This is a genomic window from Streptomyces sp. NPDC005761, from assembly GCF_040630635.1.
In the GTDB taxonomy this organism is placed as follows: domain Bacteria; phylum Actinomycetota; class Actinomycetes; order Streptomycetales; family Streptomycetaceae; genus Streptomyces.
In genome coordinates, this window is the sequence record NZ_JBEXXX010000001.1 from 97,838 (window position 1) to 112,881 (window position 15,044).

Here is a 15,044-nt window from a genome sequence, read left to right on the forward strand (position 1 = left end):
TCCGTAAAGAATTGTGTGCTAATTCGAGGAACCTTCGTGTTGCTTCACCCATCTAAGCCTTTGGCAGTTTGTATGGACTTGAGGCAAAACGACCGCAGATGGGAACGGCATGCGCGACATCAGCCGAAGGGGATTGATCGGAGCCGGGCTCGGGGCCGCGGCCGCCATCGGTATGGCGGGCTGCAGTTCCTCCGGCGGGCCCGATACGGGTGGGGCCGGGCCGGACAAGGGTGCCAAGGGCGAGAAGGGCACCGACGGCTCGGTCAAGGGCAATGGACCCGCGAAGAAGGACGTCCGTGCCATCGGGGACGGTTCCACCGCCGACACCGGGAAGCAGCCGCGCCAGCCGTCCGCGCCCGTGCCGCTCGAACCCGGCCAGAAGCCGCCGCAGTTCGTGATCTTTTCCTGGGACGGGGCCGGCGAGGTGGGAAACGGGCTGTTCCCGCGTTTTCTGGAACTCGCCAGGGAACACGACGCGACGATGACCTTCTTCCTCTCCGGGATCTATCTGCTGCCCGAATCGAAGAAATCCCTCTACCGTCCCCCCAACAACCCCATCGGCGCCTCCGACATCGGCTATCTCACCGACGGTCACATCAAGGAGACGCTGAAGGGCGTGCGCCAGGCCTGGCTCGACGGCCATGAGATCGGCACGCACTTCAACGGGCATTTCTGCGCCGGCTCCGGATCGGTGGGCAACTGGTCGGCCTCCCAGTGGCAGAGCGAAATCGATCAGTCGATCTCCTTCGTCACCGAATGGCGGACCAACACCGGCTGGACCGACCTCGATCCGCTGCCTTTCGATTACCGCAAGGAACTCGTCGGCGGCCGCACCCCCTGTCTGCTCGGACAGGACAATCTCCTGCCCACCGCGAAGAAGCTGGGCTGGCGCTACGACGCCAGCTCACCCGGCGGCACCCAGGTCTGGCCCACCAAGCGCATGGACGTGTGGGACCTGCCGCTCCAGGGGATCCCGTTCCCCGGGCACAGCTTCGAGGTCCTCTCCATGGACTACAACATCCTGGCCAACCAGTCGCAGAATTCGACCAGGGGAATGCCCTCCCGGTATCCGGGCTGGCGCAACCAGGCCACCCAGTCGTACCTCAGCGGTTTCCAGCGTGCGTACGAGACCAACCGGGCGCCGTTCTATATCGGCAACCACTTCGAGGAGTGGAACGGCGGCATCTATATGGATGCGGTCGAGGACGCGCTCAAGCACATCGCGGGGAAGCCGGATGTGCGCCTCGTCTCGTTCCGGCAGTTCGTCGACTGGCTCGACGTCCAGGATCCGGCGGTGCTCGCGAAGCTCCGTACGCTGGAGGTCGGACAGGCGCCCGAGGGCGGCTGGAACGCGTTCTTTAAACAAGCCTGACAACGGGCTTTACGGGCACCGAGGGGGGTGCCCAAGATCCCCGAAACCGCCATGCGAAACTTTTCACATGAGCTATGGCCGCGCATCCCGACGCCGCTTCACCCTGCTCGCCGCACCCGCGGCGGCCGTCGCGCTCGCACTGACGCTGAGCGCGTGCGGTTCGGGCAACAAGACCGGTGGCGGCGGCGACACGAACTTCGTGACGGGCACCGGCGGAATCTCCACCGCGGCCAAGGGTGAGCGCGCCGACGCTCCGAAGCTCGACGGCGAGAGCCTGGACGGCAAGAAGCTCGACCTCGCCGACTACAAGGGCAAGGTCGTCGTCCTCAACGCCTGGGGCTCGTGGTGCGCCCCCTGCCGGCTGGAAGCGAAGTACTTCACCAAGGTGGCCAAGGCCACCGAGGACCAGGGAGTCCAGTTCGTCGGGGTCAACACCCGCGACCCGGAGCGGGCCCAGGCCATCAGCTTCGAGAAGGACTTCGCGGTCACCTACCCCAGCTTCTACGACCCGACCGGAAAGCTCCTGCTGCGTTTCCCCAAGGGCACGTTCAAGCTGCAGTCCATCCCGTCGACGGTGGTCATCGACCGGGAGGGCAAGCTGGCCGCCCGCTACGTGGGCCCGCTCGACGACACCCGGCTGCGCAAGATGCTCGACCCGCTGATCGCGGAGAAGTGATCAGGTGATCACCCTCGCCGTCGCCACCCAGAACGAGACAGTCCTGAGCGGGGCCCTGCTGGTCGCCCTGCCCATCGCCCTGCTCGGCGGACTCGTCTCCTTCTTCTCCCCGTGCGTCCTGCCCCTCGTCCCCGGCTACCTGAGCTACGTCACCGGCGTCAGCGGCGCCGACCTGGCCGAGGCACGACGGGGGCGGATGGTCGCGGGTGCCTCTCTCTTCGTGGCCGGTTTCACCGCCGTGTTCGTCTCCGGCGGCGCGCTCTTCGGCTACTTCGGTGACACGCTCCAGGCGAACAGCGGGCCGCTCGCCAAGGTCCTCGGCGTGCTGATGATCCTCATGGGGGTCTTCTTCATGGGCCTGATGCCGTGGATGACCCAGCGGGAGTTCCGCATCCACAGGAAGCCGGTGACCGGCCTGGTGGGCGCCCCGCTGCTCGGCGCGCTCTTCGGGATCGGCTGGACGCCGTGCCTCGGCCCGACGCTCAGCTCGGTGAGCATCCTCGCGATGGACCAGGGGACCGCCGGACGTGGGGCGATACTGACCGTCGCCTACTGCCTCGGCCTGGGCATCCCGTTCGTGCTCGCCGCCGTCGCCTTCCGCAAGGCACTGGGCGCCTTCGGCTGGGTCAAGCGCCACTACGCCTGGGTCATGCGCATCGGCGGCGGCATGATGATCGTGACCGGGCTGCTCCTGCTGACCGGCGCGTGGGGCAGCATGATGCAGGAACTGCAGGGCTGGTCTGCCGGCTTCACGGTGGGGATCTGAGTACCGAATGAGCAACACCACGTCCAACCCGTCCCAGGAGCGCGAGCGCCCCGACGAGCGGGAGGTGCGCGCGGAGCAGGACCGGGAGACCGCCCGTGAGCTCGGCGCCGCCGGCTCCCAGCTCTCCACCGCCCCGCGCGAGGAGGCCCTGGCGAGTCTTCCCGCCATGGGTGTCATCGGCTGGGCGCGCTGGTTCTGGCGCCAGCTCACCTCCATGCGGGTCGCCCTGATCCTGCTCTTCCTGCTGTCGCTCGGCGCCATCCCCGGCTCGTTGATTCCGCAGAACAGCGTCGACGAGCTCAAGGTGCAGACGTTCAAGGGGCTCCACACCACCGTCACGCCGATCTACGAGAAGCTCCAGTTCTTCGACGTCTACAGCTCGGTGTGGTTCTCCGCGATCTACATCCTGCTGTTCGTCTCGCTCATCGGCTGCATCGTGCCGCGCACCGGCACGTTCATCGGCCAGCTGCGCAGCCGCCCGCCGGGCGCCCCCAAGCGGCTGACCCGGCTGCCCGCCTACACGACCTGGCGCACCGAGGCCGAGCCCGAGCAGGTCCACGAGGCCGCGCTCGCGATGATGCGCAAGCGCCGCTTCCGGGCCCACGTCGCCGGCGACGCCGTCGCGGCCGAGAAGGGCTATCTGCGCGAGGCCGGGAACCTCATGTTCCACATCGCGCTGATCCTGATGCTGGTGGCCTTCGCCTGGGGCCAGCTCTTCAAGTCCGAGGGAGCCAAGCTGGTCGTCGAGGGCGACGGGTTCTCCAACACGATCACCCAGTACGACAACTTCAAGTCCGGCTCGCTCTTCGACGAGGACTCGCTGGCGCCCTTCAGCTTCACCCTCGACGACTTCATCGGCACGTACGAGCGCAGCGGCCCGCAGATCGGCACGCCCCGGACGTACGAGGCGCACGTGACGTACTCCGACGGCGCCTACGGCAAGCCGAAGAAGACCGTCATCAAGGTCAACGAACCTCTCGTCGTCGACGGTACGAAGGTCTATCTCAACGCTCACGGCTACGCGCCCGTCGTCTCCGTCAAGGACGGCCGGGGCAAGGAGGTCTACAAGGCCGCCGTGCCGCTGCTGCCCCTCGACAACAACGTCACGTCCTCCGGCGCGATCAAGGTGATGGACGGCTACCGCGACAAGAACGGCGACAAGGACCAACTGGGCTTCCAGGCCTTCTTCGTGCCGACCTTCGCCGGTAAGGGCAAGGGCACGATGTGGTCGCAGTTCCCGGCTGCCGACATGCCCGTCCTCGCGCTCAACGGCTATCACGGCTCGCTCGGCGTCGACTCCGGGCTTGCGCAGAACGTGTACCAGCTGGACAAGTCCAAGATGACGGAGTTCAAGGACTCCGAGGGCAACCAGCTCAAGGAGCGGCTGCTCGTCGGCGAGACGATGAAGCTGCCCGGCGGCGCCGGCTCGATCACCTTCGAGGGCCTCCAGGAATGGGCCAGCTTCCAGATCTCCGAGCAGCCCGCCAGCGGCTGGGCGCTCACCGGAGCCATCGGCGCGATCGCCGGACTGGCCGGCTCGCTGTTCATCCAGCGGCGGCGGGTGTGGATCCGTGCCGTGCGCGGCGCGGACGGTGTCACGGTCGTCGAAATGGCGGGGCTCGGCCGCAGCGAGTCCGCGAAGCTTCCCGAGGAGCTGGCCGATCTCGCGGTCACGCTCAACGCCGTCGCGCCCACCGCGCCCGGCCCAGACACCGACCCCGACACCGATCCGGATTCCGGCACCCACGTCGTCGCCGCGTCCTCCGCAGAACCCTCCGAAGGGGCTGAGAAGTGAATCTCGCCGCCGCAACCAACGAGAATCTGGCACACACCAGCAATGTGCTGATCTATTCGTCGATGGCCGTCTACACCCTGGCCTTCTTCGCGCACATCGCGGAGTGGGTGTTCGGGTCCCGCAGCAAGGTCGGCCGCACCGCCGCCGAGCTGACCACCGAGGGTGCCACGGGCACGGTGAAGGTCCAGGTCACGCAGAAGGGCGGCACCACCGCCGTCCTGGAGCGGCCGAAGATCGTCACCCGCTCAGCGGCCGGGTCGCGTGACGTGCCGGACGGGCCCGGGGCAGCGGGCGGCACCTTCAAGGGAGACCTCTACGGGCGGATCGCGGTCTCGATGACCGTGCTCGCCTTCCTCGTCCAGGCGGGCGGGGTGATCGCCCGTGCGATGTCCGTGCAGCGCGCCCCCTGGGGCAACATGTACGAGTTCTCCATCACCTTCTCCACGGTGGCGGTCGGCGCGTACCTGGCCCTGCTCGCCCTGAAGAAGAACGTCCGCTGGATGGGCCTGATCCTGGTCACCGCCGTCCTGCTGGACCTCGGCCTCGCGACCACCGTGCTCTACACCTCCAGCGACCAGCTGGTGCCCGCGCTGCACTCGTACTGGCTGTGGATCCACGTCTCCACCGCCATCATCTGCGGGGCCGTGTTCTTCATCGGCGGCATCGGCACCCTCATCTACCTCTTCCGCGACAGCTACGAGAGCAAGATCGCCAACGGGCAGGAGCCCGGCACGTTCGCGCATTCCGTCCTCTCCCGGATGCCGTCCGCGTCGAGCCTCGACAAGTTCTCGTACCGCATCAACGCGGCGGTCTTCCCGCTGTGGACGTTCACGATCATCGCGGGCGCGATCTGGGCCGGTGACGCGTGGGGCCGCTACTGGGGCTGGGACCCCAAGGAGGTCTGGTCCTTCATCACCTGGGTCGCGTACGCCTGCTACCTGCACGCCCGGGCCACCGCGGGGTGGAAGGGCCGCAAGGCCGCCTACCTGGCGCTGATCGCCTTCGGCTGCTGGATCTTCAACTACTACGGCGTCAACATCTTCGTCACCGGCAAGCACTCCTACGCCGGCGTCTGAGCCCCGCAACCACCACGGCTGCCCGTCCCCGCTCCGGCGGGGGCGGGCAGCCGTTTTCCGTCCTGCGGGTCAGGGCGCCGACGACGGTGGCAGACACTGCTCCTTCGGCGGGGCCCCCTCCGGCCAGGCCAGCTCCGCGAACCGCTGGTGCGGCGGGTCCGGGGCCAGCTCCACCACCGGTACTGCCTTGTTGTACGGGTTGCCGTGGTTGTCCAGACAGATCCAGCCGCTCGCCCCCCGTACCCGCAGCGACCCCTTCACCCGGGGCCACTGGCCGCCCACGTCCTCCAGGCCCGGCAGTTGCTTCCCGTCGGCGGTCGCCCGCCGGATCCCCGCCACCGCGAGCGTCATCGCGTCATGGGCGATGATCACCTGCCCGTCGGTCAGGTCGTCGTGCGCGGTCGGCCCGATCGGACCGACCGGCTTCTTCCCCACCTCGGCCAGCAGACCGGTGAACGCCCGGTAGTCCTCCGCCGAACCGCCGGTCGGCGTCCTGCCCCCCGCGGCCACCGCCGGCCAGGCGTCCGGATGCGCCAGCGAGGCGTAGCGGACCGTCACCTTGCGCCGCAGCGCGTTCCGGTCGAGCTTCCTGTCGTCGCCCAGGTACGAGCCCTCGTCGCCGGTGAGCACCGTGAAGCGGCGGTTCTGACAGCCGCGCGCACCCAGGGCGTTGACGAACTGGCGGAGCTGGACATGACGCCCGGCGAAGAACACCGTGTCCGCGTCCGTGTCGCAGATGAGGTGGGTGATCTGCTCGAAGGTGTTGGCCGTGGTGCCCTCGTCGTACGGATCCTTCCGCGAGGTGAACAGCTCCGGCTCGTACGTGGACCCCTTGAGGAGGGTGCTGAACGCGGCCTTCAGGGTGTCGGTGTAGTGGTCGCCGCTGCGGGTGTCCTGCACCAGCAGGGCCCTGTCCGCCTTCACCTCACCGAACGAGGCGAGGGCTCGGGCCTCGTCGCGGTTGGTCGGCGACACCCGGGCCAGGCCGGGGAACGGATCCCCCGAGGGTCCGTTGGCGATGTCGTCGGCGGTGATGGTGGAGCCCACGACCGGGATACCGGCCCCGGTCAGCTCCTTCACCGCCTCCTTGGCCTGCGTACTGCTGATCGCCACCCCGGACACCGCGCGCAGCCGGTGCGGGGCCCCCGTCATCGTCCGCAGCCGGTCCACCACCGGCCGCCACAGCAGGCTGTTGTTCCCGATGTTGGCGAGCACCACCCGGATCTGCGGGACCTGGCCGTTCGCGTGGTGGTTGGCCCGGTACTGCGCGGCGAACGCGCCCTGGAGCTCGTGCAGCACCTTCGTCCGCATGGACGCGTCGGTCGAGGTCAGCGGGAGCAGCAGCGCGACCGTCGCGTACCGCCCGGCCTTCAGCGAACTGTTCTCCCGGCCGATCGCCGCGGCCACGGAGGTCAGCTGGGACTGCCCGAAGTCGTAACCGTCGCCGGACACCCCGACGCACTCGTCACTGCCCTGCGGACGGGCGACCCCCGTCGCGCAGGAGCGGTCCTCGGGCGCGGTCAGGCGGCCCACCCCGTACCAGCCGCCCGTGGCCAGCAGGGCGCCCACGACGAGGGACGTGACGATCTTCTGCCGGGTGGTCCACCACAGCCGGTACCGCAGCGGGTTACGCATCCGGACCACCGCCCCCCGGACCGTGCGGGCCGACCCGCGCCGGCACGGGTGCGCCCGGCGGCATGGACAGTGACCGCCAGTCCCGCAGGTCGCGCGGCCAGTGCGTCGCCGCGTCCCAGAGCACCGCGTGCCCCGTCGGATGCCTGCCGGACAGCTGCCGCAGCTCGTGCGCCATCTTGTCGATCACCTCTTCGTCGGGCAGGGCCAGCGGATCGGACAGCAGCCAGACGGCGTGGAGCAGCCGCCGCAGCTGCAACTGGAGCTCGGCGGCCCGCTCGTCGAGCCCGGCGAGCGCTGCCCGTTCCTCCTCGGAGGCGGCGGCCCGCCCCAGCGCGACGGCCCGCCGGGGATCGGGACCGGAACTACCCGGCGGGCGGGGGCAGGGGGCCGAGGCGATGAAGCGCAGCGCGTCGAGCCAGCTCAGCACGTCCGGCCGGGCGAACTGCACCCGCAGATGCGTCACGCAGTCCTCCGCCCCGCCCAGCACCAGCTCCTGGTGCAGCCGATGCGGTTCGCTCGGGCAGCTGCCCCCGGCGGCGTACGCCGAGCGCAGCGTCTCGTGCACCGCGCGCCACACCGCGTAGTACGGCGGGTCGTCGTCCTGGAACCGCAGCCGGTGCAGCAGCAGGGACCGCAGCAGCGGATCGGCGACGAAGTGCTCGGGCCCCACCGGCCAGTCCTCCGACCGCAGCGCGTCCCGCACCCGCAGGGCCACATCGCCGTCCAGCGACTCCCCGCGCAGCCGGGTCGTGGCCAGCAGCCGCGCCGAGTCCTCGCCGTGTGCGGCGGCCAGCACGCTCAGCACGTCCGGACGCTGCCCGGGCAGCAGCCGTTGCAGCAGCTCTTCGGCGACCCGGACCGGCGGGCGGTCCTCCCGCAGCTCCACCGTGCTCTCCAGCAGCGACCCCGGCACCAGGGCACCCGGGTCCGGCGACTCGCCCGCCGCCTGCGCCAGCAGGGCCACCCCCAGCGGCCGTCCGCCCGTCAGCCGGTGCAGCCCGCGCGCCAGCCCGGCCGGGGTGCGGCCGTGCGGATCGTGACGGTCGAGCGCGGAGCGCACGTGGGCGGCGTCCAGCGGGGTGAGCCCGACGGCCAGGATCCCGGACGTCACCTCCGTGCCCCGCACCCAGTGCGAGGCGTGCGCCACCTCGGGCAGCCGCCGACGCACCGCGTGGCTCAGCCCCGCGTGGTCATGGACGCGCGAGGACGCGAACACCGCGATCCGGTCCCGGACCCCGCCCGCGCGCTGCCGCAGCAGCGGTTCGACGAGTTGCCGGCCGAGCGCGGTGTGCGCGTTGTCGAGGAGCAGGACCGGGCGTCCGCGCCGGGCACCGCGCCCCATCCCGCGGTAGGCCCGCATCAGGTCCGTGACCAGGGCCAGCACCAGGTGGTCCTCGGCGCGGCGGCGCAGATCCCCGCCCCGTTCGAAGTCGACCGCGAGCTGACGCAGGCCGATGCGGCCGTTGCCGCCCGCGTGCGGGTACGTCCCGTACCAGTCCGCCGAGCGCCGCTGGAACCGGTTGAACGTCTCCTCCAGCACCGTCTCCACGGTGGCCTCCGCCACCATGCCGGCCATCGGAGCCATCGAGTCGAACGCCCCGGCCGCCAGCTTCGTCAACACCTTGGTGACCCAGCCCGTCGCGGTGTCGGCCCGGGTGTCGAGCGTCGCCAGCACGGGCCCGAGCGACTGCAGATCGCGCTGGGCCCGTGACTCGTCCTCCCGGCGCCAGGACACCGAGGCCACCGCCACCAGCCCCAGGCTCAGCCGGGGGAACTGCACCGGGCGGGCCGCGTGCACCCGTGCCGTGAGCTGGGTGGCGAGTTCCGGCAGCACGCCCGTCACGGGCGTCCAGCCGGGCCCCGGATCCGCGGGCGGCCGCACGGCCTCGCAGTCCACCAGGGCGACCGGGGTGATCTCCCGGTAGAGATGGCGCAGTTGTTTGAGCACGGCCGTCTTGCCCATGCCGCGGCCACCGGTCAGCACCGCGACGGGCGGGTCGTCGCCGTGCTCGTAACCGGCCCGCCGCGAACCGTGCGGAGTGAGACCGGTCAGGCGCGCCGCGAGTCCGTCGTCACCGAAAACTGCCTCGCGCCCGTACAGCTCTCGCTCCACAGCACCCCCAGCGCCGCCGCCCAGCCCGGTCTGTCACACCGTCAACCCCAGGATATCGGCCGGGTGTTGGAGGGGGGTGAAGATTTTCGAACGATCGGTTACGGGGTGCTGTCGGACGGGGACGGCCGTGCGCGTGATCCGGTCCGGATCAGGAAGCGGGCGGGGGCGACCCCTCCGGCCCGCCCTCCCGCCGCTTGAGCTCGTCCTCGCGGCGGCGCAGGTCCGCCTCCCAGTCCTTGAGGACGGCCTCGTCCTTCTCGTTCTCGTCCTTGAGCGACTTCAGGAAGTCGGGGTTGTCGTCGGGTGCCACCCACTGGTGCCGGTGGCCGCGGTGCCATTCGGACGGCGTACGGCCCCCGGCGGGCACCTGGCGCTGCTTGCCCGCGGCCAGCCACACGATCGGACCGACGATCCAGAACAGCAGGATGATGAAGACCCAGGCGACCTTCGGCAGGTGCTTGGCCTCGTCCTCCGGGGTGTTCAGGCAGTCGATGAACGCGTAGATCGTCAGCGCCAGAGGCAGGAGATAGATCAGGGCCCGGAGCATGGTGGAAAGGTCCCCCCGAGGAGAGTTGGCGGGGCAATGCCCCGCCCCGGTGACGGGCCCAGGGTAGCGGGTGGCCCGTTATGTGCTCCCGGCGAGCCGGTGCGGACGCGGGCCCGGCCGGCCGTGGCAAGGCGGTGCGCTCTCTTGACGGCGGCCCGGCTCCGAGTATGGTCCAGACCTATAGGTGAGCCCCGGTTGCCGTGCGTGACCGAGGCGCGCGAAGGGATTGCGGGGCGGCGCCCCCCTCGCCACCGGCCGCACCCGCGTGTTCACCGTGCCCGGTACGCACCACGCCACGGGACCGCGCCGGTGCGGGCGCGTCCTGATGCTGCCGCCCCCGGCAGCCCCTTCAGCGAAGGAGTCGGCATGAACACCAAGCGCAGACTGGCCTTAGTGATCGGGGCGGGGATAGCCCCCCTCATCGCCGTGGCCCTCCCCGCCACCACCGCGAGCGCGCACGGATACGTGTCCTCGCCCCCGAGCCGTCAGGCCCAGTGCGCCACGGGCGTCGTCGCCTGCGGCTCCATCAAGTACGAGCCGCAGAGCGTCGAGGGGCCGAAGGGGCTGCAGAGCTGCAGCGGCGGCCACGCGGAATTCGCGGAGCTCGACGACAACAGCAAGGGCTGGAAGGTCACGCCCGTCGGCAGTTCCGCCGACTTCTCCTGGCAGCTGACCGCCCGGCACGCCACGAGCAGCTGGCAGTACTTCGTCGGCGGCACGAAGGTGGCGCAGTTCAACGACGGCGGCGCCCAGCCCGGGGCCACGGTCACCCACCGGGTGAACTTCGGGGCCCTCACCGGCCGCCAGAAGGTCCTCGCCGTCTGGAACATCGCCGACACGGCCAACGCGTTCTACGCCTGCGTGGACGTGCAGATCGGCGGCGGTGGCGGTGACCCGGGTGACCCGGGTGACCCGGAGGACTGCGCGGCGTCGGCCTGGGACGCCGGACGGGTCTACAACGCCGGGGACACCACCTCCCTGAACGACCACACCTGGCGGGCCAAGTGGTGGACGCAGGGCGAGCGGCCCGGCACCACCGGCGACTGGGGTGTCTGGGAGGACCTCGGCGCCTGCTGACGTCGTCACCCCGGCCGGGCCCCGGCACGGAGCCGCCTCTCCGCGGGACACCGCGGAGAGGTACGGCGGCCGACGCGGGGGAGCCCCGGCGGCCGACGCCAGGGGGGATGTCAGACTGGACGGCATGGCTTACGACGATCTTCGTTCCCTCCTCCGGGCTCTGGAGCGCGAGGGCGAGCTCAAGCGCATCAAGGCCGAGGTCGACCCCTACCTGGAGGTCGGTGAGATCGTCGACCGGGTGAACAAGGCCGGCGGACCCGCGCTGCTCTTCGAGAACGTCAAGGGGTCCTCGATGCCCCTGGCCATGAACGTCTTCGGGACCGACAAGCGCCTCCTCAAGGCGCTGGGGCTGAAGTCCTACGCCGACATCAGCGACAAGATCGGCGGACTGCTCAAGCCCGAGCTGCCGCACGGCTTCGTCGGCGTCCGGGAAGCCTTCGGCAAGCTCGGCACGATGGTGCACGTACCGCCGAAGAAGGTGAAGTCGGAGAACGCCCCCGTCCAGGAGGTCGTCCTCACCGGCGACGACGTGGACCTGGACCGGCTGCCCGCCCTGTTCACCTGGCCCAAGGACGGCGGCTCCTTCTTCAACCTGGGGCTCACCCACACCAAGCACCCCGAGACCGGCGTCCGGAACCTGGGGCTCTACCGCCTCCAGCGCCACGACCGCCGGACCATCGGGATGCACTGGCAGATCCACAAGGACAGCCGCAACCACTACCAGGTCGCCGCGAAGCGCGGTGAACGGCTGCCGGTCGCCATCGCCTTCGGTGCGCCGCCCGCGGTCACCTACGCCTCCACCGCACCGCTGCCCGGGGACATCGACGAGTACCTCTTCGCCGGGTTCATCCAGGGCAAGCGCATCGAGATGGTCGACTGCAAGACCGTGCCGCTCCAGGTCCCGGCCAACGCCGAGGTCGTCATCGAGGGATGGCTGGAGCCCGGCCAGATGCTCCCCGAAGGGCCCTTCGGCGACCACACCGGGTTCTACACCCCGCAGGAACCGTTCCCCGCGCTCACCATCGACTGTGTGACCATGCGGAAACGGCCGCTGCTCCAGTCCATCGTCGTCGGCCGCCCGCCGACCGAGGACGGTCCGCTGGGGCGGGCGACCGAGCGGTTCTTCCTGCCCCTGCTCAAGATCATCGTCCCGGACATCGTGGACTACCACCTGCCCGAGTCCGGCGGCTTCCACAACTGCGCGATCGTCTCGATCGACAAGAAGTACCCGAAGCACGCGCAGAAGGTGATGAGCGCGATCTGGGGCGCGCACATGATGTCGCTGACGAAGCTGATCGTCGTGGTGGACTCCGACTGCGACGTCCATGATCTGCACGAGGTCTCCTGGCGGGCGCTCGGAAACACCGACTACGCGCGCGACCTCACCGTCGCCGAGGGGCCCGTCGACCATCTCGACCATGCCTCCTACCAGCAGTTCTGGGGCGGCAAGGCGGGCATCGACGCGACGAAGAAGTGGCCCGAGGAGGGCTACACCCGGGACGGGGGCTGGCCGGACATGGTCGAGTCCGACCCGGACACGGCGGCGAAGGTCGACCGCCGGTGGAAGGAATACGGACTGTGAGCGCCGCCGAAGCGACCCTGGGCTCCGGGCCCGCGCAACCGAACAGCAAGGTCAGGGCGTTCCTGCGGCTCGTGATGATCGAGCACTCGGTCTTCGCGCTGCCCTTCGCCTACATCGCCGCTCTGACCGCGATGTTCCTGGACGACGGGTCGGTCCAGTGGGTGACGCTGCTGCTGGTCACCGTCGCGATGGTGGGGCTGCGGACGTTCGCGATGGCCGCGAACCGGATCATCGACCGTGAGATCGACGCCCGCAATCCGCGCACCGCGACCCGCGAACTGGTGACCGGCGCGGTGTCGGTGAAGTCGGCGTGGACGGGAGCGCTCGTCGCCGTCGTCGTGTTCCTCGGCGCGGCGGCCCTGCTGAACCCGCTCTGTCTGGCGCTGGCGCCGCTCGCCGTGGTGCCGATGGTCGTCTACCCGTACGGCAAGCGGTTCACGAACTACCCGCACGCCATCCTCGGGATCGCGCAGGCCATGGGGCCGGTCGGGGCCTGGCTGGCGGTGACGGGCACCTGGTCGTGGGACGCGGTGATCCTGGGGCTGGCCGTCGGCGTGTGGATCGGCGGCTTCGACCTGATCTTCGCCTGCCAGGACGTGCAGGCGGACCGCGCCCACGGGGTGCTGTCCGTCCCGGCGCGCTTCGGCATCCCGGCGGCGCTCTGGGGGGCACGGGTCAGCCACGTCGTCACGACGGGCCTGCTGGTCTGGTTCGGTCTGGCCACGGAGGCCGGGCTCTTCTACTGGATCGGCATGGTGATCGTCGCCGTGGCCTTCGTGTACGAGCACCGGGTGGTGCGGCCGCACGATCTGTCCCGGCTGAACCGGGCGTTCTTCCAGGTCAACGGTTTCATCGGGATCGCGCTCTTCGCGTGTGCCCTGCTGGACCTGCTGGTACGCGGTCTGACGGTGTAGCACCCCCGGCGGGGACGAACTCCTGACGCGCCGCCGACTCGGGGTGCCGGATAGGCTCGGGGATGTGGATTCCGGGACTTCAGTGAGTCAGCAGCAGCGAACGCCTTGGATTGTCGGGGTTTCGGGCGCTTCGGGCACCCCATTCGCCGCCGCTGTGCTGCGCGGTCTGCTCGCCGCGGGCGAGAGCGTCGATCTGGTGGTGAGCCGGGCCTCGCGGCTGACGCTGCTGGACGAGACCGGGATCTCCTTCCGCGACGCGCACTGGCAGGAGGACCTGGCCGGCTGGCTCGCACGGGGAGCGGACGGGAAGCCCCACACCTTCGACACGGACGTGTCCGGCGTGCGGCACTGGGCGGCCGGCGATCTGGCCGCCGGGCCGTCCTCGGGGTCGTATCCGGCGAAGGGCATGCTGATCGTGCCCGCGTCGACGGCGTGCGTCGCCGGGGTGGCGCTGGGGCTCTCGAAGGACCTGCTGCAGCGGACCGCGAGCGTGACGCTCAAGGAGCGGCGGAAGCTGGTCGTCGCGGTGCGCGAGACGCCGCTGAACGGTGCGACGCTGAGGCATCTGGTGAGCCTGGACGAGGCGGGCGCAGTCGTGCTGCCCGCCTCTCCGGCGTTCTACGCGGGGGCGACGCACATCCAGGATCTGGTGGATTTCGTCGCGGGGCGGGTGCTGGACGCGGCAGGGGTGCCGCACCAGCTGTACCGCCGCTGGGAGGGAGAGCTCGGTGGTGGCTCTCGCGGCTGATCCGGTCGGGGTCAGCGCTTCTTGGGGGTGCGCGGCTTGCGCGTCTTGCCGCCCCGGTTGGCCGCGGCGGGCTGGTGGGCACGCGAGCGGTTGGCCTGGTCCTGCAGCTCGCGCATCCGGGCGTAGGCCATCTCGATCGTGTACACGGTGTTCTCACTCCTGAAGATTCGAAAGCATTTTTTGGAAGTTCGGAAAGATTTGCAGGCCGTGACGCCTGTATGCCTTAGATTCTACACATAGACTCGCGGTACTGCTGAACAATGGAAGGTTTCAGTCATATGGACGCGGTGGACAGGCAGCTCATTCAGGCCCTCAGGGAGAACGGCAGGGCCTCGTACGCCGAGCTGGGGCGGCTCGTCGGGCTTTCCGGGCCCAGCGTCACCGACCGCATCAACCGGCTGGAAACCGCCGGTGTCATCACCGGTTACCGCGCCACCGTCGACGCGGCCTCGCTCGGACTCGGGGTCACGGCCCTGATCGGCATCTCGCTCTCGGACGCCGCCGACCACGAGGACGTGGCCCGCCGGCTGAAGGACCTCGCCGAGATCGAGGACGCCTGGTTCATCGCGGGTGACGACTCCTACATGCTCAAGGTCCGGGTCGGCGACGTGGACGGACTGGAGAAGACCATCCGCCGGCTCAGCGGCACCAAGGGCGTCTCCCGGACGCGTACGACGATCGTGCTCTCCACCAAGTGGGAGAACCGGGTCGGAGACCTTCCCGAAGAGGGCTAGGCGTACGGT

The 15,044-nt window shown here is 69.9% G+C and carries 14 protein-coding genes; 10 read left to right on the forward strand and 4 right to left on the reverse strand.

Going from position 1 to position 15,044, the window contains the following annotated elements:
- Positions 1 to 109 precede the first annotated feature (109 nt).
- The 5 genes from ABZ434_RS00495 (at position 110) to ccsB (ending at position 5,685) form a co-directional block, all read left to right on the forward strand.
- Entirely contained in the window at positions 110 to 1,372 is a 1,263-nt protein-coding gene (locus ABZ434_RS00495; RefSeq protein ID WP_359130998.1) for a hypothetical protein, read from the forward strand.
- 67 nt (positions 1,373 to 1,439) lie between these two features.
- A complete protein-coding gene (locus ABZ434_RS00500) occupies positions 1,440 to 2,048 on the forward strand; it encodes a TlpA disulfide reductase family protein (protein ID WP_359131000.1) in 609 nt (202 codons plus the stop codon).
- Positions 2,049 to 2,052: 4 nt separating this feature from the next.
- Positions 2,053 to 2,814 (forward strand): cytochrome c biogenesis protein CcdA, encoded by a 762-nt coding sequence (locus ABZ434_RS00505; protein WP_359131001.1) that lies wholly within the window; start codon positions 2,053 to 2,055, stop codon positions 2,812 to 2,814.
- Between the two features lie 7 nt (positions 2,815 to 2,821).
- Positions 2,822 to 4,609: a cytochrome c biogenesis protein ResB gene (locus ABZ434_RS00510; RefSeq protein WP_359131002.1), complete on the forward strand. Its 1,788-nt coding sequence runs from the start codon at positions 2,822 to 2,824 to the stop codon at positions 4,607 to 4,609.
- Positions 4,606 to 5,685, forward strand: a complete 1,080-nt coding sequence (gene ccsB, locus ABZ434_RS00515) for a c-type cytochrome biogenesis protein CcsB (protein WP_359131005.1) — start codon at positions 4,606 to 4,608, stop codon at positions 5,683 to 5,685. The genes ABZ434_RS00510 and ccsB overlap by 4 nt, the downstream gene beginning before the upstream one ends.
- A 69-nt stretch (positions 5,686 to 5,754) precedes the next feature.
- Here ccsB and ABZ434_RS00520 read toward each other — a convergent pair whose 3' ends face one another.
- From ABZ434_RS00520 to ABZ434_RS00530, 3 genes are all read right to left on the reverse strand, one after another.
- Positions 5,755 to 7,320 carry a hypothetical protein gene (locus ABZ434_RS00520; protein ID WP_359131006.1) on the reverse strand — a complete coding sequence of 522 codons (1,566 nt, stop codon included), beginning with the start codon at positions 7,318 to 7,320 and terminating at the stop codon, positions 5,755 to 5,757.
- The gene (locus ABZ434_RS00525) at positions 7,313 to 9,433 is read right to left on the reverse strand and encodes a hypothetical protein (RefSeq protein WP_359131007.1); all 2,121 of its coding nucleotides are present in this window, start codon (positions 9,431 to 9,433) and stop codon (positions 7,313 to 7,315) included. The genes ABZ434_RS00520 and ABZ434_RS00525 overlap by 8 nt, the downstream gene beginning before the upstream one ends.
- A gap of 148 nt (positions 9,434 to 9,581) precedes the next feature.
- A complete protein-coding gene (locus ABZ434_RS00530) occupies positions 9,582 to 9,980 on the reverse strand; it encodes a PLD nuclease N-terminal domain-containing protein (RefSeq protein WP_359131009.1) in 399 nt (132 codons plus the stop codon).
- A 366-nt stretch (positions 9,981 to 10,346) separates the two neighbouring features.
- Here ABZ434_RS00530 and ABZ434_RS00535 point away from each other — a divergent pair, with 366 nt between their 5' ends.
- The 4 genes from ABZ434_RS00535 to ABZ434_RS00550 all read left to right on the forward strand — a co-directional run bounded on the left by ABZ434_RS00535 (position 10,347) and on the right by ABZ434_RS00550 (position 14,301).
- On the forward strand, positions 10,347 to 11,057 hold the full coding sequence (locus tag ABZ434_RS00535) for a lytic polysaccharide monooxygenase (RefSeq protein ID WP_359131010.1): 711 nt from the start codon (positions 10,347 to 10,349) through the stop codon (positions 11,055 to 11,057).
- 124 nt (positions 11,058 to 11,181) lie between these two features.
- Complete coding sequence (locus tag ABZ434_RS00540) at positions 11,182 to 12,639, forward strand: menaquinone biosynthesis decarboxylase (RefSeq protein WP_359131012.1); 1,458 nt, start codon at positions 11,182 to 11,184, stop codon at positions 12,637 to 12,639.
- The gene (gene mqnP, locus ABZ434_RS00545) at positions 12,636 to 13,553 is read left to right on the forward strand and encodes a menaquinone biosynthesis prenyltransferase MqnP (protein ID WP_359131013.1); all 918 of its coding nucleotides are present in this window, start codon (positions 12,636 to 12,638) and stop codon (positions 13,551 to 13,553) included. Before ABZ434_RS00540 ends, mqnP begins: the two co-directional genes overlap by 4 nt.
- Before the next feature lie 82 nt (positions 13,554 to 13,635).
- Positions 13,636 to 14,301, forward strand: a complete 666-nt coding sequence (locus ABZ434_RS00550; protein ID WP_359131402.1) for a UbiX family flavin prenyltransferase — start codon at positions 13,636 to 13,638, stop codon at positions 14,299 to 14,301.
- An 11-nt stretch (positions 14,302 to 14,312) separates the two neighbouring features.
- Here ABZ434_RS00550 and ABZ434_RS00555 read toward each other — a convergent pair whose 3' ends face one another.
- On the reverse strand, positions 14,313 to 14,447 hold the full coding sequence (locus ABZ434_RS00555) for a hypothetical protein (protein ID WP_359131428.1): 135 nt from the start codon (positions 14,445 to 14,447) through the stop codon (positions 14,313 to 14,315).
- A gap of 132 nt (positions 14,448 to 14,579) precedes the next feature.
- Here ABZ434_RS00555 and ABZ434_RS00560 point away from each other — a divergent pair, with 132 nt between their 5' ends.
- Positions 14,580 to 15,035, forward strand: a complete 456-nt coding sequence (locus ABZ434_RS00560) for an Lrp/AsnC family transcriptional regulator (protein WP_311311891.1) — start codon at positions 14,580 to 14,582, stop codon at positions 15,033 to 15,035.
- Positions 15,036 to 15,044 lie beyond the last annotated feature (9 nt).

Excerpts from the sequence above, each read along its gene's own strand:
- ABZ434_RS00495 (WP_359130998.1), top strand. The coding sequence starts at position 110 with ATGCGCGACATCAGCCGAAGGGGATTGATCGGAGCCGGGCTCGGGGCC.
- ABZ434_RS00500 (WP_359131000.1), top strand. The coding sequence starts at position 1,440 with ATGAGCTATGGCCGCGCATCCCGACGCCGCTTCACCCTGCTCGCCGCA.
- ABZ434_RS00510 (WP_359131002.1), top strand. The coding sequence starts at position 2,822 with ATGAGCAACACCACGTCCAACCCGTCCCAGGAGCGCGAGCGCCCCGAC.
- ABZ434_RS00520 (WP_359131006.1), bottom strand. The coding sequence starts at position 7,320 with ATGCGTAACCCGCTGCGGTACCGGCTGTGGTGGACCACCCGGCAGAAG.
- ABZ434_RS00530 (WP_359131009.1), bottom strand. The coding sequence starts at position 9,980 with ATGCTCCGGGCCCTGATCTATCTCCTGCCTCTGGCGCTGACGATCTAC.
- ABZ434_RS00535 (WP_359131010.1), top strand. The coding sequence starts at position 10,347 with ATGAACACCAAGCGCAGACTGGCCTTAGTGATCGGGGCGGGGATAGCC.
- ABZ434_RS00540 (WP_359131012.1), top strand. The coding sequence starts at position 11,182 with ATGGCTTACGACGATCTTCGTTCCCTCCTCCGGGCTCTGGAGCGCGAG.
- ABZ434_RS00560 (WP_311311891.1), top strand. The coding sequence starts at position 14,580 with ATGGACGCGGTGGACAGGCAGCTCATTCAGGCCCTCAGGGAGAACGGC.